This window comes from Methylobacillus glycogenes JCM 2850, from assembly GCF_000617925.1.
Lineage (GTDB): Bacteria > Pseudomonadota > Gammaproteobacteria > Burkholderiales > Methylophilaceae > Methylobacillus > Methylobacillus glycogenes.
On the sequence record NZ_BAMT01000001.1, the window covers coordinates 249,079 to 269,504 of the forward strand.

Annotated in this window: 22 protein-coding genes and 2 pseudogenes; 6 read left to right on the forward strand and 18 right to left on the reverse strand. The window is 54.6% G+C overall.

Annotated elements, in window-relative coordinates; translation table 11 throughout:
• The first annotated feature begins 23 nt into the window (after nucleotides 1-23).
• Both JCM2850_RS01175 and speG read left to right on the forward strand, forming a co-directional pair.
• Nucleotides 24-881: a TraB/GumN family protein gene (locus JCM2850_RS01175; RefSeq protein WP_234406016.1), complete on the forward strand. Its 858-nt coding sequence runs from the start codon at nucleotides 24-26 to the stop codon at nucleotides 879-881.
• 26 nt (nucleotides 882-907) lie between these two features.
• A complete protein-coding gene (gene speG / locus JCM2850_RS01180; protein ID WP_234406017.1) occupies nucleotides 908-1,513 on the forward strand; it encodes a spermidine N1-acetyltransferase in 606 nt (201 codons plus the stop codon).
• A gap of 19 nt (nucleotides 1,514-1,532) precedes the next feature.
• Here speG and JCM2850_RS20785 read toward each other — a convergent pair whose 3' ends face one another.
• The 7 genes from JCM2850_RS20785 to JCM2850_RS20790 form a co-directional block, all read right to left on the reverse strand.
• On the reverse strand, nucleotides 1,533-1,688 hold the full coding sequence (locus JCM2850_RS20785; RefSeq protein ID WP_081774914.1) for a DUF2474 domain-containing protein: 156 nt from the start codon (nucleotides 1,686-1,688) through the stop codon (nucleotides 1,533-1,535).
• Nucleotides 1,675-2,682, reverse strand: a complete 1,008-nt coding sequence (gene cydB, locus JCM2850_RS01190; RefSeq protein ID WP_025869466.1) for a cytochrome d ubiquinol oxidase subunit II — start codon at nucleotides 2,680-2,682, stop codon at nucleotides 1,675-1,677. The genes JCM2850_RS20785 and cydB overlap by 14 nt, the downstream gene beginning before the upstream one ends.
• A gap of 6 nt (nucleotides 2,683-2,688) precedes the next feature.
• Nucleotides 2,689-4,212: a cytochrome ubiquinol oxidase subunit I gene (locus JCM2850_RS01195; RefSeq protein ID WP_025869467.1), complete on the reverse strand. Its 1,524-nt coding sequence runs from the start codon at nucleotides 4,210-4,212 to the stop codon at nucleotides 2,689-2,691.
• 238 nt (nucleotides 4,213-4,450) lie between these two features.
• Complete coding sequence (locus JCM2850_RS16255; RefSeq protein WP_234406018.1) at nucleotides 4,451-4,750, reverse strand: LytR/AlgR family response regulator transcription factor; 300 nt, start codon at nucleotides 4,748-4,750, stop codon at nucleotides 4,451-4,453.
• Nucleotides 4,751-4,910: 160 nt separating this feature from the next.
• Nucleotides 4,911-5,543, reverse strand: coding sequence for a response regulator (locus JCM2850_RS01205; RefSeq protein WP_025869468.1), 633 nt, complete (start codon nucleotides 5,541-5,543; stop codon nucleotides 4,911-4,913).
• Nucleotides 5,544-5,657: 114 nt separating this feature from the next.
• Nucleotides 5,658-6,077 (reverse strand): hypothetical protein, encoded by a 420-nt coding sequence (locus tag JCM2850_RS01210; RefSeq protein ID WP_025869469.1) that lies wholly within the window; start codon nucleotides 6,075-6,077, stop codon nucleotides 5,658-5,660.
• A gap of 66 nt (nucleotides 6,078-6,143) precedes the next feature.
• Nucleotides 6,144-6,311, reverse strand: a complete 168-nt coding sequence (locus JCM2850_RS20790) for a DUF1328 domain-containing protein (RefSeq protein WP_025869470.1) — start codon at nucleotides 6,309-6,311, stop codon at nucleotides 6,144-6,146.
• Nucleotides 6,312-6,444: 133 nt separating this feature from the next.
• On the opposite strand from JCM2850_RS20790, the gene JCM2850_RS01220 reads away from it, so the two are divergent.
• Entirely contained in the window at nucleotides 6,445-7,872 is a 1,428-nt protein-coding gene (locus JCM2850_RS01220; protein ID WP_025869471.1) for a sensor histidine kinase, read from the forward strand.
• 50 nt (nucleotides 7,873-7,922) lie between these two features.
• Here the strand turns inward: JCM2850_RS01220 and JCM2850_RS16260 are convergent, their stop codons facing one another.
• On the reverse strand, nucleotides 7,923-8,462 hold the full coding sequence (locus tag JCM2850_RS16260; RefSeq protein WP_051525214.1) for a DUF2490 domain-containing protein: 540 nt from the start codon (nucleotides 8,460-8,462) through the stop codon (nucleotides 7,923-7,925).
• Nucleotides 8,440-8,700 carry a hypothetical protein gene (locus JCM2850_RS22215; RefSeq protein WP_234406019.1) on the reverse strand — a complete coding sequence of 87 codons (261 nt, stop codon included), beginning with the start codon at nucleotides 8,698-8,700 and terminating at the stop codon, nucleotides 8,440-8,442. Before JCM2850_RS22215 ends, JCM2850_RS16260 begins: the two co-directional genes overlap by 23 nt.
• A 286-nt stretch (nucleotides 8,701-8,986) precedes the next feature.
• Between JCM2850_RS22215 and JCM2850_RS01230 the strand changes: the two genes are divergently transcribed.
• Entirely contained in the window at nucleotides 8,987-9,517 is a 531-nt protein-coding gene (locus JCM2850_RS01230) for a BON domain-containing protein (protein WP_036265337.1), read from the forward strand.
• Between the two features lie 87 nt (nucleotides 9,518-9,604).
• Here JCM2850_RS01230 and JCM2850_RS01235 read toward each other — a convergent pair whose 3' ends face one another.
• From JCM2850_RS01235 to JCM2850_RS01255, 5 genes and pseudogenes are all read right to left on the reverse strand, one after another.
• Entirely contained in the window at nucleotides 9,605-10,192 is a 588-nt protein-coding gene (locus JCM2850_RS01235) for a lipocalin family protein (protein WP_025869473.1), read from the reverse strand.
• Nucleotides 10,193-10,291: 99 nt separating this feature from the next.
• A pseudogene (gene recQ / locus JCM2850_RS16265) lies at nucleotides 10,292-12,117 on the reverse strand (DNA helicase RecQ).
• Nucleotides 12,118-12,173: 56 nt separating this feature from the next.
• A pseudogene (locus JCM2850_RS16270) lies at nucleotides 12,174-13,840 on the reverse strand (DEAD/DEAH box helicase).
• Nucleotides 13,841-14,109: 269 nt separating this feature from the next.
• A complete protein-coding gene (locus JCM2850_RS01250; protein ID WP_025869474.1) occupies nucleotides 14,110-14,823 on the reverse strand; it encodes a pseudouridine synthase in 714 nt (237 codons plus the stop codon).
• Between the two features lie 57 nt (nucleotides 14,824-14,880).
• The gene (locus tag JCM2850_RS01255) at nucleotides 14,881-15,402 is read right to left on the reverse strand and encodes a DUF3617 domain-containing protein (RefSeq protein WP_025869475.1); all 522 of its coding nucleotides are present in this window, start codon (nucleotides 15,400-15,402) and stop codon (nucleotides 14,881-14,883) included.
• 32 nt (nucleotides 15,403-15,434) lie between these two features.
• On the opposite strand from JCM2850_RS01255, the gene JCM2850_RS16275 reads away from it, so the two are divergent.
• Complete coding sequence (locus JCM2850_RS16275; protein ID WP_159105107.1) at nucleotides 15,435-16,019, forward strand: GNAT family N-acetyltransferase; 585 nt, start codon at nucleotides 15,435-15,437, stop codon at nucleotides 16,017-16,019.
• 39 nt (nucleotides 16,020-16,058) lie between these two features.
• Here JCM2850_RS16275 and dhaK read toward each other — a convergent pair whose 3' ends face one another.
• From dhaK to rpiA, 3 genes are all read right to left on the reverse strand, one after another.
• On the reverse strand, nucleotides 16,059-17,048 hold the full coding sequence (gene dhaK / locus JCM2850_RS01265; RefSeq protein WP_025869477.1) for a dihydroxyacetone kinase subunit DhaK: 990 nt from the start codon (nucleotides 17,046-17,048) through the stop codon (nucleotides 16,059-16,061).
• A gap of 72 nt (nucleotides 17,049-17,120) precedes the next feature.
• On the reverse strand, nucleotides 17,121-17,753 hold the full coding sequence (gene dhaL, locus JCM2850_RS01270) for a dihydroxyacetone kinase subunit DhaL (protein ID WP_025869478.1): 633 nt from the start codon (nucleotides 17,751-17,753) through the stop codon (nucleotides 17,121-17,123).
• Entirely contained in the window at nucleotides 17,750-18,457 is a 708-nt protein-coding gene (gene rpiA / locus JCM2850_RS01275; protein ID WP_025869479.1) for a ribose-5-phosphate isomerase RpiA, read from the reverse strand. The genes dhaL and rpiA overlap by 4 nt, the downstream gene beginning before the upstream one ends.
• A 101-nt stretch (nucleotides 18,458-18,558) precedes the next feature.
• On the opposite strand from rpiA, the gene JCM2850_RS01280 reads away from it, so the two are divergent.
• Nucleotides 18,559-19,344 carry a TrmH family RNA methyltransferase gene (locus JCM2850_RS01280; RefSeq protein ID WP_025869480.1) on the forward strand — a complete coding sequence of 262 codons (786 nt, stop codon included), beginning with the start codon at nucleotides 18,559-18,561 and terminating at the stop codon, nucleotides 19,342-19,344.
• Nucleotides 19,345-19,442: 98 nt separating this feature from the next.
• On the opposite strand, the gene hslO is transcribed toward JCM2850_RS01280, so the two are convergent.
• A complete protein-coding gene (gene hslO / locus JCM2850_RS01285) occupies nucleotides 19,443-20,372 on the reverse strand; it encodes an Hsp33 family molecular chaperone HslO (protein WP_025869481.1) in 930 nt (309 codons plus the stop codon).
• Between the last annotated feature and the right edge of the window lie 54 nt (nucleotides 20,373-20,426).

Here is a 20,426-nt window from a genome sequence, read left to right on the forward strand (position 1 = left end):
CGCATACATTCATCAAAAGCCTCTTGGTAAGAGGCTTTTTTTCTGCGCTACTACTGGCGATTACCCCGCTGCCTGCAATGGCAGCCGGGCAGGGCATGCTGTGGAAAGTCCAGGCCAGCAGCGGGGTTCATGCCCCCATCAGCTACCTGTTTGGCACCATACACGCTGACGACCCACGCGTGACCGAGCTTGATGACAGCGTCAATCAGGCGCTGCATAGTGCCAGCGTATTCATGATGGAAGTGCTGCCCTCGAATGACCTGGCGCCATATGTCATGCCCGCTCCCGGCCTGGCGCCCCACCTCAAGCCTGCCGAGCTGGAGCAGGTGCAAGCCCTGGCTGAGCAGCATGGCTTGGAGCAGAAGCTGGCCTTGCGCATGAAACCCTGGCTGCTGGCCATGGTGTTTGACCTGCCACAGGCGCAATCGCCTTATACCCTGGATGTGCAGCTTTATCTGCAAGCGCAGCAGGCGGGCAAGCAGGTGCAGGCACTGGAAGGCATGCAGGAGCATTTTTCTGCGCTGGAAAGCCTGAGTTTGCAGGAGCAGATGCAGATGCTGCGCACAGTGTTGGCACGTAGCCAGGCGCAGAAAGAGGCAGATTTTGAACTGCTGGTGCAAGCCTATTTGAGCGGGGACCTTGCCAGGGTGGCGGCATTGGATGAGCAGCTTAGCGGCAATGGACTAAGCCCAGCCCTGTGGCAGAAGCTCAAGCTGCTGTTGCTGGATGAGCGCAATGTCAGCATGGCAGCACGCATTGCCAAACTGGCAAGGGAGCAAAGTCTGTTTGTTGCAGTCGGTGCTGCGCATCTGCCGGGGCAGGGCGGCATCATTGAACGTTTGCAACAGGCTGGCTTCAAGGTGGAGCTTGTGCGAGAGTAGTACCTGGCTGGGCTTGTGCCTGGCACATGCTCAACAATCTGGAAAACTCCACCATGTCGAATCTGGACCGCATCAACCTGCGCCCGCTAGAGCGCAACGACCTGCACTTTGTGCACAAACTCAACAACAACGATACCATCATGCGCTACTGGTTTGAGGAGCCTTACGAGGCCTATGACGAACTGGTGACCTTATATGATAGGCATATTCACGATCAGAACGAGCGTCGCTTTATCATTCAACTGGAAAGTGGCGAATTGGCCGGGCTGGTGGAGTTGGTGGAAATCAACTACATCCACAGACGCGCCGAATTCCAGATCATTATTGCACCTGACTTTCAGGGTCGTGGCTTGGCCAAGTCTGCCACGCGTATTGCCGTGGGTTATGCCTTCCGCGTGCTCAATCTACATAAAGTCTATCTGGTGGTAGATACCGAGAATCTGGCAGCTATCCATATCTATCAAAGCTGCGGCTTTGAGGTTGAGGGTGAACTCAAGGAAGAGTTTTTCTCGAATGGGTCATACCGCGATGCACTGCGCATGCGCTTGCTGCAAGGCGATTACTTGCGCCATGTAGGCCCGGCCCCGGTAGGGGCTTCAGTGCTGCGCGAGTGGCAGGGGCTGGAACAGTGAGGCAAGAAGGCTAAGATACTCAGCGCCCCAAGCCTAGCAATTGCATCAAGCCGCGCATCAGCCAGGCCAGCAGACCCATCACCGCCACGCTGGCAGCCCAGATTGCCAGTAGCCACAGCCAGCGCTTGAGCCATGAAGGGCTAGGCTGCGATTGATCTGATTTAGTGATAGCCATCGCCGTGTCTTACCTTGCCCTTGAACACACGGTAGGACCAGATGGTGTATGCCAGAATCATAGGCACAATAGCCAGAGTACCGACCAGCGCAAACTTAAGGCTGGACTCTGGTGCTGCGGCTTCCCAGATGGTGATATCGGGCGGAATAATCTGCGGCCAGATGCTGATGGCTAGCCCCAGCAAGCCGAGTAAAACAATAATCAGCGCGGCAATAAAGGGTTGCCTGTCATAGCCAGATTTCAGTTCACGCATCAGCGAATACAGGCTGATAGTGACCAGCACAGGCACTAAGGACAAGAAATAGAAATTGGGCAGGCTGAACCAGCGCTCGGCAATCCCGGGGTGGGCCAATGGCGTCCAGATGCTGACCACCAGCAGGGCGACGATGACCAGGCCCACCAGAGGCCGCGTCAATTGCAACAGGCGTTGTTGCAGATGCTCCTCGGTTTTCATGATTAGCCAGGTGCTGCCCAAGAGCGCGTAAGCCACCATCACGCCCAGCCCGGTTACCAGCGCAAAGGGGCTGATCCAGTCAAAGGAGCCGCCGACAAAGGCCTTGTTTTCCAGCACGATGCCATTGATATAAGCACCCAAGGTCACGCCCTGGAAAAAAGCGGCGGTTATCGAGCCGCCAATAAAGGCTTTGTCCCAGATATGTTGCTCGGCCTCCGGTGCCTTGAAGCGGAATTCAAACGCCACACCACGGAATATCAGGCCCAGCAGCATCAGGATGATGGGCTGATACAGTGCGCTCAACACCACGGCATAAGCCAAGGGGAAAGCCGCCATCAGGCCCGCGCCACCCAGCACCAGCCAGGTTTCATTGCCATCCCAGACTGGTGCCACGGTATTCATCATCACATCGCGGTCATGCTTGTCCTGCACAAAGGGAAACAGTATGCCTATGCCCAGGTCGAAGCCATCCATGATCACATACATGGTGATGGCAAACAGGATAACCATCAGCCAAATCACTGGTAAATCGAATTCCATTTGCTGCTATTCCTTGGGGTTGGATAAAGGCGCCTGCAACGAGAAGGGCGCATCGGGGGCCGAAAGCGGCCGCATCTGTTGCCTGCTCTGACCGGGGCCACCCTCAAGCTCGGGCAGAGCATGAACCACTGGCTGGCGTATCAGGCGCAATAAATAACCTATGCCTATGCCGAAGACAAAAATGTACACCACAACAAACAAGGCTAATGACGCCGCCAAGGAGCTGATGTCATGGCTAGAAACGGCATCTGCGGTGCGCATGATGCCATAAACCACCCAGGGTTGGCGCCCCATTTCCGTAGTAATCCAGCCCGCGAGTATGGCAATAACGCCAGCCGGGCCCATACAGAGTGTCAGGCGCAGGAATAGGGTGTTTTGATAAAGCTGGCCCTTAACGCGCAGGTATAAGCTCCATAGACCCAAGGCGATCATCAGCATGCCTAAGCCTACCATCACTCTGAAACTCCAGAAAATCACGCTAGCATTGGGCCTGTCGCTGGCAGGGAAGTCCTTGAGCGCAGGGATGTGCCCATCCCAGCTATGCGTAAGAATCAAACTGCCCAGGTGCGGTATGCCTACGGCAAAGCGCGTGGTTTCAGCTTGCATATCGGGCAAGCCAAACAACAGCAGAGGCACGCCTTCACCCTCATGATTCTGCCAATGACCTTCCATGGCGGCGATTTTGGCGGGTTGATGCTTGAGCGTGTTGAGGCCATGGGCATCGCCAACCAGGGCTTGCAAGGGGGCTACCAGCAGCAACATCCACATGGCCATGGATAACATGGTGCGCACGCCTGCGTTGTCTTGAGCCAGGTTTTCTGGCCCAGGTTGTTTGTTTTTACTGAGGATATTGTTGCTAGAAATATCCCTGCCGGAGATATCTTTGTTGGGAATATTCTTGCTACGCAAGAGATGCCAGGCACCTGCTGCGCCTACCATCAGCGCGGTAGCGAGAAAAGCGCCTATGCTCATATGCAGCAGGCGATAGGGGAAGGAGGGGTTGAAGATGATGGCAAGCCAGTCGGTGGGCACCGCAACACCATCGCGTATCTCAAAGCCCTGTGGTGTTTGCATCCAGCTATTTGAGGCCAGTATCCAGGTGGCTGACACCAGTGTGCCCAGCGCCACCATGCCAGTTGACAGCAAATGCAGGCCTGGGCCTACGCGGCTCCAGCCAAACATCATCACCCCGAGAAAACCCGCCTCCAGGAAAAACGCTGTCAGTACTTCATAAGTCAGTAAGGGGCCAGTAATACTGCCAGCAAACGCCGAGAAGCCGCTCCAGTTGGTGCCAAACTGATAAGCCATCACCAGGCCGGAAACCACGCCCATACCAAAATTGACCCCAAATATCTTCAGCCAATAGTGATACAGGTCTTTGTAGACCTCGCGCCCGGTCTTGAGCCATAAAGCCTCCAGCACAAACAGATAACTGGCCAGCCCAATGGTGATAGAGGGAAAGATGATGTGGAAGGAAACGGTAAAAGCAAACTGCACACGCGCTAGATCAAGGGCAGAGATATCAAGCATGGTGTTCTGGCTCCTGGTTTACCGTGACTATCAAGGCCGAGAGCTTATGTCATGCAGCGGTGCGCATAACAGATTCAGTTGTGCCTATAAACACCAGCACAGATGCACATGCTGGTGACGAAGGAGAGCAGCGCCAGCAGCCCTGCCTGAAATTATTCACCAGGCAAGAATTTCCCTGCTTCGGCTTCTATGGTTTCAATCGCCATATCGAAATCCATGGATTTATCAAAGAAATACTTCACGCCCAAGCTTCCGCCAATTGTCTGTACTGCGGATAGGCATGATTGGTGAGAATAAGATATTGCGGTTTGGCAAAAGGAAAGTCTGCCTGCTGGGTGGCCTTGATCACTTCAAAACCATTGCCTTGCGCCAACTCAATATCGACCAGCAGTAAATCGAACTCCTGCTGGTAAAGCTGCGCAATAGCGTCGTCCTGAGTGAGCGCCACTCCTTCAAAAGTCAGACCGGGACAGTCTGACAATATATCGATGATGGCATCGCGCAACAGCGATGAATCTTCCACGAGCATGACTTTCATGGCCCTGGGAACCGCCCTAACTGAAGCCTGGTACTCTGTCATCACTGTATCCATAGATGTAACCAATGCGTGTCAATTTTAGCTTGCTGATACTGTTCACAGTATCAGCGTGTCCTACATTTTCCGACGTGTTATTCCAGTTGAACATTGGTCATTAGTCTCAGGAAATCAGTTGATTCTTGATCGCGTAATAAGTGAGATCGGCATTGGTTTTCAGGCTCATTTTTTCCATGATGCGCGTGCGGTAGGTGCTCACGGTTTTAACACTGATACAGAGTTCTTCCCCAATTTCGGTAGCGCTCAGGCCACTGGCAAGTTTGAAAAACACCTGGAACTCGCGGTCTGAAAGCATTTCGTGCAATAACTTTTCTGATGGATTGCTCAATTCATTGGTCATCAGTTCTGCCAGCTCGGCCGAGATGTAGCGCTTGCCACTGGCTATGGTGCGTATGGCCTTGATAATCTCGTCAGAATCGGCGTCTTTGGACAGATAACCCTTGCAGCCACTGCGCATCAGGTTGAGTGCATATTGCTCTTCACCATACCCACTGAGGATAAGCACAGGCAGATCTGGAGCCACATGGCGCAGATCATGCAAAGTATCCACGCCGTTTTTGTCAGGCATGGCAATATCCATCACCACGGCATCATATTGATTGGCGCGTACCAGCTTGATGGCTTCCAGACCTGAGGCAGCCTCACCGGCAACTTCAAGGTCAGATTCAAGCTCAATCAGATTGCGCAGGCCTTGTCTTACGATGTTGTGGTCATCAACCAGCAATATTTTCTTCATGGAAAATTAGCAATCCTTGATTAATCATTTTTCTGGATAGTACGGTGACTTGCCCGTGTGGGCAAGCACACCGCAGTACCAGAAGCGCATTGGCGCAGCCCCAGTTGACTAGGGTTAGTCTTCGTCATGCCCACTCAAGGCATAGCCCACCAGTACGCCTGCACCGACTGCGAGTGTCAGGGTCAGCAGAGAGCGTTTACGCAACCAGCGCCTGGAAGTGGTGCGGCTCGTCTTGAGCGCACGACTCAATTCGTGGTCTAGTGAATCACTCCACTCAGAGAAGTTTTCACTGAGTTGTTCAATGATGTGCTCGGTAGCATTGGTGTGCGCGTCAGGGTCCAATACGTCCTTGAGGCTTTCCAGCAAGGCCAGGGCTTCCTTCTTGGTGTCTTTGGCCTTGGATTGTACCTTGCGACCTAACTTACGTACCGAGGTCTCACCTGCATCAACGCTATCATTGAGGGCTTCCTTGGCGGTATCAGCCAAGTCTTCCACTTGATCCTTAATTTCTGTTTTCTTGTTGAGGCTTAACATAAGGCAACTCCCATCGTTAACAAAATGAATTAAAAACTTGGTTTAGCGTCCGAGTATTGCTGGCGCTTAACGTTTGCTGTGGAATATGCCGGCAACCAGCGACACAATAGTCACTACCAGGAAGACGAAGAATAGGATTTTGGCAATCTCGGCGGCTCCGGCAGCCAGGCCACTGAAACCAAAAAATGCCGCAATCAGGGCAATCACGAAAAAGATCACAGAATAATGCAGCATCATCTTCTCCTTTATTTGCTTAATGTACGGGTTACACTGTAGGCTCTGCCGTAGGAATCAATTAGCAGACAAGTACTGAATTCAATGTAAGACAAGGCTTACAAGGCAATTGCCAAAACATGAACTCGACACCGTGAATACAACCATCAAGGAAAAAATACTGGCTTGGGGCGACCGTGTAGTGAAGCGGCTGGGTGGTCGCGTCATTGCCATTCTGTTTGCCTCCATGATATTGGCCTTGTTATCTGTGGTGTTCACCGATGCCTGGTTGCTGGCATTGGGACAGCAGAGTGAGCAGATAGGCCAGGTGCAGCGCAATATCGTCTCACTGGAGCAATTGCGCAGCAGCTTGCTACGGGCCGAAAGCGCGCAGCGCGGATATATCCTCAGCAAGCGTGATGGTTTGATACGCGATTTTGATCAGGCCATGGAAGAGGCCAGGCGTCACCTGAAAAATATCGAGGGCCTGGTGACCAGCAAGAATGCCGCCATGCCCGGCAAGCAAGAGCAAAACTGGCTGATTACGCTTAACTCCAGCCTGGAAGCCAAGAATGCCGAAATGCGCCTCGCCATTTCCTTGCTGCAATCCGGCAAGGATGAAGAGGCCTTGCATGTGGTCAAGCTGGATCAAGGCGTGTTTGAAATGGCCAAATTCATGCAGTACACGCAAATGCTGCTGGAGCAGCAAGCGCAGGCGCAGGCCAATTTGATCCGCAAGCGCGATCACACCATAGGCGTTACCCGCATTGCGGTGATTGGCAGCGCGCTGATTCTGTTGTTGCTGGTGATTATGGTGATACGTCAGCTGATACATGAAATGACCAATCGGGATCAATTGCGCCAGCAGTTGATACGCGATTGTGAGGTGTACGAAGAGCGCATACGCTCCAGCTCACATCTGATGAAAACCCTGGCGCTGGATTATCAGTCTGATGTTGAACGCGCGCGGCAAAAGCTTGCACGCGAGTTGCATGATGAATTGGGTTCTATCCTGACCGCGACTAAAATGGACATTTCCTGGACCATGCGCAAGGTCAAGGATTTTGACCCGGAAATTGTTGAGAAGCTGGACAAGACTATGCGCTATCTCAATCAGGGCATACAGTTCAAGCGTCAGGTGGTGCAGAACCTGCATCCTTCCATTATCACCACCTTTGGCTTCTGGCCTGCGCTGAAATCCCTGATAGATGATATGGCCGAGCGCAATCAATGGCAGATGGATGTGATTTTGCCGGATGAAACCCTGGACTTGCCGGAAACCATTAACCTGATTGCCTACCGCGTAGTGCAGGAAACCCTCAATAACGCCAGCAAGTATGCCCAGGCCAGCAAGGTGCTGGTGCATATGATAGATGCGCTGGATTATCTCAAGCTGGAGATTGAAGACAACGGCGTGGGTGCCAGCCTTAACAGCAACCATTCGACCACGCATGGACTCTCAGGCATACGTAATCGCATCATGGCCATAGGTGGGCGCGTGGAGATTACTACCGCCCCCGGGCAAGGCTTCCATCTGCTGGCCATTATCCCGATCAAGCTGGAAGCGGACATCAAGATTTAGCCTGACATCCCTAACTTTGCCAGCCAAGTCAGGGTTGTCAGAGCCATGACTTAGAAGCGTAGAAACAGCGAGGTGGACAGGATATGGTTCATGCGATCCAGATTCTGCCCGCGCACATATTGATTGACGTAACCCACTTCCAGCCTGGCATTGGGTGCTGCCTGCCAGGCAATCCCTGCAAATGCGCGGTTCTGGTCAAAGCCACTCAAGGCACCCCAGTCTGTACTGCGGGTGCTGATAAACAACTCATCCCACACCAGCCAGCTTAGGCTGTCACTGCCATTCACCTTCTTGATAGCCCTGACTAACTGGCGCACGCGATAACCCGTGTCATCACCAATATCAAAATTGCGTTGTTCAAAGCGGGTGCGGCTGGTGAGTACGATGCCACTGGCGGTGGGTGGGAAGGTGTAGAGAAACTGCTGCCACCAGCGTTGTTCATGATTGGTGCCGCTGGCAGCGTGGGTTCTGACATCGGCATACCCGAGCCAGATGCTGGCACGGTCTGATAGCTTGTAGTTGATGGCCGGGCGGATAAGCGTCTGATCGTGCTCACGGCCTTCTTCTTTAAAGCGGGGTTGCAATTCCATATACCAGCAGCTTGTGCTCCTGCGACAGACTGCCTTCCATGGTCAGGTTAAGCCAGAAGCGGCCATCTTCTTCCACCTCAGCATGACTGGCAGCGCTAAATCCCAACAAGCTCAGCATCAGCGTTGCTGCTGCCAGCGGCACAAAAGTGATTTTGGGTTTGCTGACGTTAGCATTGCTCAGTAGAGATTTACTTGGTGTAGCTGCGCGGGAAGTGCAAGAGGGAAGTAACACTGTCATGGTCGATATTTCCTTATTCGATTATGCCTGTTGCAAAGGCCATGGCTGAGGGCCGTGACTCTAACCCAGCTGGCTGAAAAAGGCGACCCATGCGGGCTAGCCTGGCCGGGTTCATATGTGATGAGATGGTTTAAGGGTAGGGCGCTAATGCCTGTATGACTGCCCAACAAATGTCAGCATGCGCTGACAGCAATTACAGCAAGTGCCTGACTTATCTATAGCGGCCAGGCAGTTAAGATGCGCCTACACATTCCCGCAGTGGGATGGTCAACCAGAGGATAGCATCATGCATAAAACACTTAAAAAAACATTCAATACTTCACGTGCCGCCGCCATGGCCTTGGCGCTGACTTGCAGCCTGGGTGCAGGTAGTGTGCTTGCGGTATCGATCTCGGAAGAGCTCAATCAAAGCCCTGATGTTAAACAATTCCACGAATTGGACACCAATGGTGATGGTCATCTCAATGCCTCTGAGGCCAGCCGTGACAGCTTCTATACCAAGGAGCATTTCAACGCTGCCGACAAAAACAAGGACGCCAAACTGACCCAGCAGGAATATAGCGACTACAAAACTGCGCAGCAGAAAAAGAATGTTGGTCGCGTCGTTGATGACAGCACTATCACTGCCAAGGTCAAAGCCAACATCGTCAAGGAAGAAGGCTTTGGTGGCCTACAGGTCAGCGTAGAAACCTTCAAGGGCGTGGTACAGCTGAGCGGTTTCGTTAACAGCAAGGTGCAAATCCAGAAGGCTGGCGAGATTGCCAAGTCTGTGGAAGGCGTCAAGTCTGTGAAGAACAATCTGCTGGTGAAAAGCTAAGCAGCTCACACTATAAAAACGCTCAAGAGCTAGGCTAGATCACACCTTAGATCCAGAACCTGGTCGAATCCTGACTGAGCCAGCCACTCAGTCCTTATCCCGCATGGTATCGCTATGCGGGATTTTTGTTGCTGCCGGGCCAAGCTGATCAACATAGATCAGCTTGCTGGTATCAAACCCCAGGGCCTGCGCGCGGGCTACCAGCTCGGCCTTGACCGGGAAGGGTAGCTGCGGCGAGCGCGACAATATCCAGAGATAGTCGCGATCCGGCCCGGCGACTAACGCGAAATTGTAATTGACCTTGTCCAGCACAATGATGTTGTAAGCGCCGTAGAAAGGCCCAAAGAACGACACCTTGAGCTTGCCTGTGTCTGCGCCATCAACAAAATAAGCCTTGCCCTCGGCTTCTTCCCATTGCTGTTTTTCCACGTTGTATCCGCGGTTGATGACTTTCAGCCCACCATCCTCACGCTTGCTGTAAGTGGCGGTCACTTGTTGCAGGCCACGCTCGAAGGAATGATCCAGCCTGGCAATTTCATACCAGATTCCCAAATACTGATCAGCCTTGAAATCCTTGACCGGGGTCAGCCCCTTGGGCGTATCTTTGCCTGCACAGGCAGATTGTCCCAGGGTGAGTACCAGGGCCAGGAGTAGGGTGTAGAAAGGTGTGCGCATAGAGGGAAAAGAAGTTGAGGCTCAGGCTATGACAGGCAGTGCCTGCCAGAAATTTCCTGCGATGACGCGATATTACTGCAAATCAGCAGTCAGCTGACCTCAGCGCGCAAATTCTTCCAGCACCTCAAGGAAGGCATCGCCGTAGCGCTCCAGCTTGGCAGCTCCTACGCCGCTGATGCGGCTCATCTCGGTGAGGCTGCCGGGGCGTTGATTGAGTATTTCCAGCAGGGTGCTGTCATGGAAGATGACATAAGGCGGCACTTCCTGCTCACGTGCCAATTCCATGCGCTTGGCTTTGAGTGCTTGCCATAAGGGGTCGTCATTGGCCCCGGCAAAGGCTTCCTTATGCCGACTGGCACGCTCAGCCTTGCTCAGTTTGCTGGTCTGCGGATCGCGCCTGAGCCAGATATTGGTCTCGCCCTTGAGCAATGGCCTGGCCAGCGCGGTAAGGCGCAAGCCGCCATAGGCTTCCATATCGGCCTCTAAAAAGCCTGCCGCTACCAATTGCCTGAACACGCTGCTCCATTGTGCTTGGTTGAGGCTTTGGCCTATGCCAAATGTAGACAAGGTATTGTGCTGGAATCGTGTGACCTGCGCGGTAGCCTTGCCCAGCAAAATATCAATCAAATGCCCGGCACCAAAACGCTGGCCACTGCGATAGACGCAGGAAAGCGCCATGCGCGCCGCCTCGGTGCCATCCCAGGTTTCTACCGGGTGCAGGCAGTTGTCGCATTGCTGGCAATCGCCTGGATGTTCTTCCGAGAAGTAACGCAATATGGTCTGGTGGCGGCAGGCGGTGGATTCGCAATAACCCAGCAAGGCATTGAGCTTCTGCTGTTCCAGCCGTTTGCGTTCTTCCGGCGTGTCACTACCTTCCAGCATCTGGCGCATGCTGACTACATCGCCCAGGCCGTAGACCATCCAGGCATCTGCGGGCAAGCCATCGCGCCCGGCACGCCCGGTTTCCTGGTAATAGCCTTCCATGCTTTTTGGCAGATCAAGATGGGCGACAAAACGTACATTGGGTTTGTCTATGCCCATGCCAAACGCCACGGTCGCCACCATGATGACGCCTTCCTCACGCAGAAAACGCTGCTGATTGGCCTGACGTATGCTGGCATCCAGCCCGGCATGGTAGCCAGGGCATCCCAGCCCTGCTGTTGCATCCAGGCCGCAGTTTCCTCGACTTTGCGCCGTGACAGGCAATAGACGATGCCTGCATCATTGCTATGCTCCGCCTCCAGAAAGGCCTGCAACTGCTTGCGGGCATTATCCTTGAGCGCAACGCGGTAACGGATATTGGGGCGGTCGAAACTGGAGACAAACTGCCTGGCTTCCTGCAGGCCCAGGCGCTCGACAATCTCGTTACGCGTGGGCATGTCGGCAGTGGCAGTGAGCGCAATACGCGGTACGCTGGGGAAGACTTCATGCAGCACGGTGAGCTGGCGATATTCTGGACGGAAATCATGGCCCCATTGCGAGACGCAATGCGCCTCATCAATCGCAAACAGCGCTATGCCTATGCGCTGCTCAATATCGTGCAGGGTACTGAGAAAACTTTGAGTCAACAGCCGCTCTGGCGCGACATATAGCAGCTGAATTTCGCCACGCATCAGCGCCAGAAAGGTGGCTCTGGCGGTTTCTGCATCCAGGCTGGAATTAAGAAAAGCGGCATTGACGCCCAATTGGCGCAAGGCATCTACCTGATCCTGCATCAAGGCGATCAAGGGCGATACCACAATACCTACCCCACTACGCAGCAGGGCGGGCAATTGATAACACAGGGATTTGCCGCCACCCGTGGGCATCAGCACCAGCGCATCGCCACCCGAGGCTACATGGTTGACGATGGCTTCTTGCTGCCCACGGAAGGCGCTATAGCCAAAGGTAAGCTCAAGGAGTTGCTGAGCTGGGCTTGCCGACATGGTGTTGAATCAACAGTGTTGTATTAACAAGGCGGAGTTAATGTTGAGCACTCAGCTTAACGGCGACCACGGTTGGGACGTCCCGAGTTGCCGTTGTTGTTGAATTGACGCTTGGGTGGCTGCGGCGGCACAAACAAGCCAACCTGGGGCATGGCCTGGTGACGTGCGGCTTCAGACATGAATTTTTCCGGCTTGGCAGGCTTTTCTGCTCGGCCTTGATCTTGACCAGCGCCTTGGCTATTACCTTGGCCGCCAGCTTTCCTGGGGGCGCGGTTATCCTGACCTTGACGGTTGGCATTGGGCCCTTGGCGATTGCCTTGTGGCTGACCTTGACCTTGACCTTGACCCTGGCGCGGCTTGCCAGCGCGTGCATCTTGACCGCCATTGCGGTTCTCATTGCGGCTCTGGCGGCCTTGGCCTGGCTGTTGGCCTTGACCCTGGTTCTGGCCAGAACCTTGGCGCTGTGATTGGTTTCTACCCTGGCCAGAACCCTGAGCTCTAGGCTGACGGGCTGGGCGTTCAGGGCGCTCGGCACGGGTTTCTGCTACGGGTTTTTCGCTGGGCACAAAGTCTGTGACTTCCACGCGGGGAATCTCGCGCTTGATCAGGCGTTCAATGCCTTTCAGCAGCTTGATTTCTTCGGCATCCACCAGAGATACGGCAGCACCTGTGGCCCCAGCACGGCCAGTACGGCCTATGCGGTGTACATAGTCTTCAGGTACGTTGGGTAGTTCAAAATTGACCACTTGTGGCAGTTGGTCGATATCCAGACCACGTGCGGCAATGTCGGTGGCTACCAGCACGGGCAGGGTGCCATCCTTGAATTCAGCCAATGCCTTGGTACGTGCAGATTGGCTCTTGTTGCCATGAATCGCGGCAGCGGCAATGCCATCCTTGCTGAGCTTTTCCGCCAGGCGGTTGGCACCATGCTTGGTGCGCGTAAAGATCAGTACTTGTTTCCAGTCATGCTGGCGTATCAGGTGGGCCATCAGCTCACGCTTGTGCGCCTGATTCACCAGGTGCACGGTTTGTTCAACCAGCTCAGAAGCGGTATTGCGACGTGCCACTTCAACAAAACCGGGGTTGTGCAATAGATTGTCTGCCAACTCCTTGATTTCATCAGAGAAGGTGGCGGAGAACAGCAGGTTTTGCCTGACCTTGGGCAGCAGGGCCAATACGCGCTTGATATCGCGGATAAAGCCCATATCCAGCATGCGGTCGGCCTCGTCCAGCACCAGGATTTCAACGGCGGAGAGATCCAGGTTTTTTTGTTGCGCATGATCCAGCAGGCGGCCTGGGGTGGCCACCAGAATATCCAGCGGCTTTTTCAGGCGCTCGACCTGCGGGTTGATGCCCACACCGCCAAACATCACCATGGACTTAAGCTTGAGGTGCTTGCCATAAGTCTGCACCGATTCTTCAACCTGGGCGGCAAGTTCACGCGTAGGTGTCAAAATCAGGCAACGTGGTTTGCCAGCCTCGGCCTTGAGGGGTTTGCTGTGCAGCAGATGCAGCACAGGCAGGGTAAAGCCAGCGGTCTTGCCAGTGCCGGTCTGCGCGCCCGCCATCAGATCGCCGCCGTTCAACACCAGCGGAATGCTTGCGCCTGAATAGGGGTGGGGTGGGTGTAACCGGTATCGGCAATAGCACGCAGAATCGGCTCTGCCAGGCCAAGATCGGAAAATTGGATAGGGGACAGCGCGATGCTCACATCAGAAGACAAACTAAAACTCCAGTATTTTCAAGGGTTTTTTGTCGGCCTGTTACGTGACATAACTCCAATCTAGGCAGACAGCAAAAGAGGGTATTACATTGAGACCGCTGCAAGGATTGGAAGAAATGCAGGGAAGTCTGGAGTATACGCGAAAACAGCGCAGGGCTGTCAAATGCCAACAGCATCTGCGCGGCTGAAAATTGGCCCAAGACATTGAACCGCCAGGCATTTGCTGCCTGGGGTTCAGTGTAGGTGTGGGTGAGTGGAGGGTGCTTTGGCTAGGCGCTACGCTGCGGGCTGGCCGCAGCCAGCATATCGGCATCCAGCCAGCGCCATTCGCCCGGTGCCAGATCGGCAGGCAAATCCAGCGCCCCTATGCGTATACGCTGCAAGGCTTCTACTCGGTTACTCACTGCGGCCAGCATACGCTTGACCTGATGGTATTTGCCTTCTGCCAGGGTCAGGTGCAAGAGATGGCTATCTTGTTGTTCTGCAGCCAGCGCGGCGATAGGGCCAGGCTCGTCCAGTAGTTGTACGCCCTGCAATAGCGCCTGCAATTGCGCATCGTCCAGCGGGTGCTTGGTGGTTACGGCATATACCTTGGGCACCTTCCACTTGGGTGAACTCATGCGGTGGATAAACTGGCCGTCGTCAGACAGCAGAAGCAAGCCTGTGGTGTCTTCATCCAGCCGGCCTATGCACTGCACGCCACGCTCCAGCAGTGGGGCGGGCAGCAGGCTGAAAATGCTGGGGTGATGTTGCGGCTTATGCGAGCACTCATAATGTGCAGGTTTGTTGAGCATGAGATAAGCCTGGGTGCGGTATTGCCAGGTGACGCCGCGCACCGTGAATTCCAGCTGCTCGGTATCAAACTCTTCAAAGGGGAAATCACAGGGCTGGCCATTGACGCTGACTTCGCCATGGCGAATCAGGCTACGGCATAACTTGCGTGAGCCAAAGCCCTGGGCGTGGAGGATACGTTCTAATTGCATGGAATGGCCTTAATACTTAGGGGTAAGTGCGGATGATGGCTTGCGCTTGCAGCATCATCAGGGTTGGTAAGTGGGCAAGTCGGCATCACACTTGGCTTTGAGCCATTTGCCTGCGACATTGGAGTTCTGGTTGACGGGCATGCCCTGGGTGCTACCCTGCATGCTGAGCTTGCCTTCAAAAGCGCTGTCACTCAGCAATGTCATGTCAAAGCGGCCATTGCCCTTGATATTGCCATTGCACACCAGCTCACCACTGAGCTTGCTGCCCTGGTGTTGATAGTTGCGTACGCTACAGCCATCTTCAGTCTGCGGCAGCAGGGGCTGCTTGAGCTTGGCCTGCTCAGGCGTAATGCACTGCTGGGTGACGATGGCATTGCCGGAGACGGGTAAGTCAATGCCAAACTGGCGTAATTGCTCTAGCTGCTCGGCAGAAATGGCGGGCATGCCCTGCATCTGTACTGAGGTTTCCCACTGGCCAGGTTTGATCTCATTCAGCGCCAGCGCGGTGCTGGGCAGCAGCAGTGTCAATGCAGTCATCAGCAGACTGGGCGCAACAAGCTGGGTAATGGCGTTAGGCATAGGCATCTATGGGCTGGGATGGTGTTGAGGTCTTGCAGTATACCACCCGTGCTTTTGCCACCAGTTTTCAAGCGGGTAATGCGCTTGCGCTGGCAGCGCCAAACTCAGTTACCATCTTGGTTCTTGTCACTTGCCTGCCAGATTGGATTAAAGCCTTGATAGCCCCCAGCATGCACGCGCAGTCTACGGATATAGCTACCCAGATTATGCTTGCGCTGCCCAGCGAGTTTGCGCTGGCGCAGGCTTTTTACGATAGCTGCGGTTATGAGGGCGCGGCCATACGCGAGGATGATCAGGTGGTGATAGCAAAATCGGCTACCAATATCGTGGGCGTAGGGCGGCTGTGTAGAGAGCATGGGGTGCTGGTGTTACGCGGCATGCAGATACAGGCTGCATTTCGTCGCCAGGGCCTGGGTTCACGCCTGTTAGCCGGGCTGGTGGCGCAGGTGGGGCAGGAGCCTTGTTACTGCCTGCCTTATGATCACCTGGGCGCGTTCTACGCCCAGGCGGGTTTTAGTGCCGTCTCTGGCCCGCAGTTACCAGATTTTCTTGCGCAGAGACTGGCAAGTTATCTGGCGCTGGGGCGCAAAGTCATGGCCATGCAGCGCATGCCCTGAGCGCTGTCAGGGATACTAAAGATACACGGCCTTTCTTAATCAAAGCTGCCAGCGCAGCCCTGCGGTATGCACCGGGCTATCCCAATGCTGGCGAATTTCATCATCCAGCAGACAGACGGTAATCGATGCCCCCGCCATATCCAGCGCGGTGGTGGTGTTGCCTACATGAGAGCGGCTGATTTTCAGGCCCTGCGCTTCAAGTAAACCTGCGGCGCTGTTGTAGAGCAGATAAAGCTCCATTAGTGGGGTAGCGGCAAAACCATTCACCAGCAACAGAATTTCGCTGCCACTGGCGGGCTTGAGATCATGCAGGATGGCATCAACCAAATCTTGCACAATGGCATCTGCCTGACGCATGGCCTCGCGTCTGCGACCCGGTTCACCGTGTATGCCTACGCCCATTTCCAGCTCGTTGTCGGCAATATCAAAAGTAGGGCGCCCGGCAGCAGGCACGGTACAGCTGGTCAGCGCCACGCCCATAGTGGCGGTACGGCTGTTGACCTTGTCGCCCAGGGCTTTACAGGCGGCGAGATCAGCTCCGGTTTCCGCCAGGCTACCGACCACTTTCTCGACAATTACTGTACCCGCCACGCCGCGCCTGCCTGTGGTGTAGGTGGAGTTTTCTACCGCCACATCGTCACTGGTCAGTACCGTGGCATGCTCAAATGGCAGCATTTCAGCCGCCATTTCAAAATTCATCACATCGCCCGCGTAATTCTTGACGATAAACAGCACGCCTTTGCCTGCGTGCACGGCCTCGGCCGCGGCTAGCATTTGATCCGGCGAGGGCGAGGTGAACACATGACCAGGGCAGGCGGCATCCAGCATGCCATAGCCCACATAGCCAGTATGCAAAGGCTCATGGCCGGAGCCACCGCCAGAGATGATGGCCACCTTGTTTTCAGCTTTATGCCTGCGAGTAACAAAGTTAGGGTCAAGATGCAGGCTGACGATATCGGCATGGGCGCGGGCAAAGCCGCTCAGGCTTTCTACCAGCAGTTGATCGACGTCGTTGATGAATTTTTTCATGCGCTCCTCCGCGGTCAGGGTTGGCTGCAGCTTAGGCTGCTTGTTATGTGTGTTGGTGGTTCTGGCGTCTGGCTATAAGGGCTTTCTGGCCAGCTCTGCAATGGTATGGATGATGATTTGGCTGCTGCGCGCGCCTGCATCGATATGGCCTATGGCACGCTCACCCAGAAACGCGGCTCTGCCCTTGGTGGCAATCAGGTCGCGCGTTGAGCGCATGCCTTGCTCGGCGGCCTGCTGTATGGCCGTGTATATGGCATCGGCTGGTTCACCCGCATTGCTCAGCTGGCTAAAGGTATCAGCCACTGGAATCAGCGTGTCCAGCATGGTTTTTTCACCCAAGCCGGCCTTGCCACGTTGCTTGACGGCTTCTACGCTGGCCGCAAAAGCGGCCGCGATTTTGGGCAGGGTGTCGGCGGTTTCTGTTTTCTCGTGCTTGGCCAGCGTCATGAAAATAGTCGCAAGCAAAGGGCCGGAGGCACCCCCTATGGTGGAAAGCAGCTTCATGCCCATGCGTTGCAGCACTTGATCGGCAGGCAAGGCTGCCAGCTCCTCGCGCATATCCAGCAAGGCCGCACAGCCACGTTTGAGGTTGATGAAGTGATCGCCATCCCCTATTTCTCTGTCTAGCGATTCAAGCTCGGCCTCGCTGGCGAGCACAGCCTGATTAACGGCCTCTATGGCCTTGAGTATGAAGTCTGTTCTCATGCTGGTTTACGGATTTCCTCTAGCTTGCCGTTGTCAGCCAGCAGCACGGTGCTGGCGAGGTCTACAAAAATGCCATGCTCGACCACACCGGGAATATTGTTGAGTTGCTGGTTGAGCCAGTGGGTTTCCGGCTGCTGATCGGCCACTGCTTCAAACACCAGATCCAGCACCAGACTGCCGTGCGAAGTGATGGCCCAGCCATCCTTGGCCGCGTTCTGGCGTAGCTCGGCACGCCCTCCCAAGGCTTGAAAGCTGGTTTGCAAACTTGCCTGTACCAGTCGCCAGGCTGCGGGCATGACTTCCACCGGGATAGGGAATTTCTCGCCTATGCGGCCCACCTGCTTGCTGCGGTCTACCAGCACTACAAACTGCTTCGCGGCACGCGCCAGCAGTTTTTCGCGCACCAGGTCATAGCCACGGCCCTTGAGCAGGGTTAAATCCGGGCTGACTTCATCTGCGCCATCTACATAGAGATCAATGCTGCTCAGGTGCTCCAGGGCGATCAGGGGCAAGCCCAGTTGTTCTGCCTTGATGCCGCTGACCACCGAGCTGGCAGCAGCGCGGATATTGAGACCTTCTTCACGTTGGCGTCTGGCCAGCTCTTCAATAAAGTAATTGGCGGTGGAGCCTGTGCCCAGGCCTACTATCATGCCATCCTGCACCTGGCTGGCTGCCGTGATGGCGACGAGTTGTTTGTCGTTCATGGATACTCCGCGGGGTAAGAGGCTATCAATTCAGGCTGCAAGGGTATCTCAGTCACTGAATCGGTTAAAATGGCTCGCATTACAAGCCTTGTGTGGTTTTCATGACATTTAAACATATCACTTCCCGCGACAACAGCCTGTTCAAGCAATTGAAACGCCTGGCGGATAATGCGCGAGAACGCCGCAAAAGCAATGAAACCCTGCTGGATGGGGCGCATTTGCTCAACGCGTATATTGAGCATATCGGCATGCCCAAATTGTTGATTACCGCCGAGGGCGAATCCACCAATGAGGTCATAGGTTTGCTGCAACATCTGGAGGATATCCCCACCGTGATGTTCACCACCTTGATGTTTGCCGAGCTTTCCCCAGTGGCCACGCCCAGCGGCATATTGGCGCTGGTGGATATTCCTCAATTGGAAATTCCCGAGCAGGCAGATTTTGTGCTGATGCTGGAAGATATTCAGGACCCAGGCAATCTGGGCAGCATGTTGCGCTCTGCCGCGGCGGCAGGGGTGCAGGGCGTGTATCTCTCACCAGGCTGTACCGATGCCTGGTCACCCAAGGCTTTGCGTGGCGGGCAGGGGGCGCAGTTTGTGTTGCCGCTGGTGGAACGTGCGCCGCTGGTAGAGACCGTACAGGCATTTGACGGCCAGGTGCTGGCCACGACCTTGCAGGGTGAGTCCTTATATGAGTTGGATTTGAAGCAGCCTACCGCTTTCATCATAGGTAACGAAGGCGCAGGCCTGGGCCAGGCCTTGGTGGCCGCCGCCAGCCACGAGGTTCGCATCCCCATGGCAGGGCAGGTGGAATCTCTCAATGCGGCAGCCGCTACTGCGGTGTGTTTGTTTGAAGCCAGCCGCCAGAAAGCAAAAAGCCAGGCTTAAAGCCTGGCTGGTGTATACCTTGGCGCGTTGATCATTGAAGCGCCAAGGTCTTTGAGACCAAGATATGGCAGATTAAGGTATGCGAGATTGAAGCCGAGTTAATGCCTGATCTGGTTGCCTGCAATCACAATTTCGCTGCTGAACAGTTGCTCGGCATCGACCTGATCAAAATGATATTCCGTGTTACAAAAATCGCAATTGATATCAATATTGTGCTGCTCAGCCAATATATCCGCCACTTCATCAGGCCCCAGCATACGCAGCATATTGCCCACGCTTTCGCGTGAACAGGTGCACTGGAAGCGTATATCCTGTTCCGGGAACAAACGGATATCTTCTTCATGGAACAAGCGTCGCAGCAAGGTGCGAGCGCTCAGGCCCAGCAATTCCTCATCCGTGACGGTATCTGCGAGCACATTGATACGGTTCCAGGCATCAGCATCACCTGCCTGGGTGTCTAACGTGTCCAAAGGCTGATTGATTTCGGCATCGCTAAAGCCGCCAGTATCGGGCAGCTTTTGCAGCAGCATGCCGCCTGCGCGTTTGCCATCACAGTTGAGCCAGATGCGCGTCTCTATCTGCTCTGAGCGCTGCATATAATTCTCCAGAATCTCCGCCACGCTGCCACCTTCCAGCGGCACTATGCCCTGATAGGACTGACCGCCATCCTTGGGGTCCAGCGTAATCACAAAATGCCCATCGCTGACCATCTCGCTGAAATCCATGGCAGAAAGATCACCCTCCCACTTGGCAGTGGCTCGTATGCCCAGATTGGCGGTGCATTCCACCACCAATAGTTTTAATGGCCCTTTGCCTTGCACCTGCAATATCAAGGCACCGCCTTGCAACTTGAGGGTAGCCGCCAGCAGGGTGCCAGCCACCATCAGTTCGCCCAGGGCCTGACGTAACTTGGGTGGGAAATCGTGATGTTGCAATGATTGAACAAAACTATTATCCAGTTGAACAATGTTGCCGCGTATCGGCGTGCTTTGGAAAATAAAACGGTGCAGTTGGTCACTGATGTGCATGGGATACCGAGAGTTAATTGCTTGTTACTAAAACAGAATGATACCACTGCCAAC

Coding starts and splice junctions, on each gene's coding strand:
- speG (WP_234406017.1), top strand. CDS start 908: ATGCTCAACAATCTGGAAAACTCCACCATGTCGAATCTGGACCGCATC.
- JCM2850_RS20785 (WP_081774914.1), bottom strand. CDS start 1,688: ATGGCTATCACTAAATCAGATCAATCGCAGCCTAGCCCTTCATGGCTC.
- cydB (WP_025869466.1), bottom strand. CDS start 2,682: ATGGAATTCGATTTACCAGTGATTTGGCTGATGGTTATCCTGTTTGCC.
- JCM2850_RS01195 (WP_025869467.1), bottom strand. CDS start 4,212: ATGCTTGATATCTCTGCCCTTGATCTAGCGCGTGTGCAGTTTGCTTTT.
- JCM2850_RS16255 (WP_234406018.1), bottom strand. CDS start 4,750: ATGAAAGTCATGCTCGTGGAAGATTCATCGCTGTTGCGCGATGCCATC.
- JCM2850_RS01205 (WP_025869468.1), bottom strand. CDS start 5,543: ATGAAGAAAATATTGCTGGTTGATGACCACAACATCGTAAGACAAGGC.
- JCM2850_RS01210 (WP_025869469.1), bottom strand. CDS start 6,077: ATGTTAAGCCTCAACAAGAAAACAGAAATTAAGGATCAAGTGGAAGAC.
- JCM2850_RS20790 (WP_025869470.1), bottom strand. CDS start 6,311: ATGCTGCATTATTCTGTGATCTTTTTCGTGATTGCCCTGATTGCGGCA.
- JCM2850_RS16260 (WP_051525214.1), bottom strand. CDS start 8,462: ATGGAATTGCAACCCCGCTTTAAAGAAGAAGGCCGTGAGCACGATCAG.
- JCM2850_RS22215 (WP_234406019.1), bottom strand. CDS start 8,700: ATGACAGTGTTACTTCCCTCTTGCACTTCCCGCGCAGCTACACCAAGT.
- JCM2850_RS01230 (WP_036265337.1), top strand. CDS start 8,987: ATGCATAAAACACTTAAAAAAACATTCAATACTTCACGTGCCGCCGCC.
- JCM2850_RS01235 (WP_025869473.1), bottom strand. CDS start 10,192: ATGCGCACACCTTTCTACACCCTACTCCTGGCCCTGGTACTCACCCTG.
- JCM2850_RS01250 (WP_025869474.1), bottom strand. CDS start 14,823: ATGCAATTAGAACGTATCCTCCACGCCCAGGGCTTTGGCTCACGCAAG.
- JCM2850_RS01255 (WP_025869475.1), bottom strand. CDS start 15,402: ATGCCTAACGCCATTACCCAGCTTGTTGCGCCCAGTCTGCTGATGACT.
- dhaK (WP_025869477.1), bottom strand. CDS start 17,048: ATGAAAAAATTCATCAACGACGTCGATCAACTGCTGGTAGAAAGCCTG.
- dhaL (WP_025869478.1), bottom strand. CDS start 17,753: ATGAGAACAGACTTCATACTCAAGGCCATAGAGGCCGTTAATCAGGCT.
- rpiA (WP_025869479.1), bottom strand. CDS start 18,457: ATGAACGACAAACAACTCGTCGCCATCACGGCAGCCAGCCAGGTGCAG.
- JCM2850_RS01280 (WP_025869480.1), top strand. CDS start 18,559: ATGACATTTAAACATATCACTTCCCGCGACAACAGCCTGTTCAAGCAA.
- hslO (WP_025869481.1), bottom strand. CDS start 20,372: ATGCACATCAGTGACCAACTGCACCGTTTTATTTTCCAAAGCACGCCG.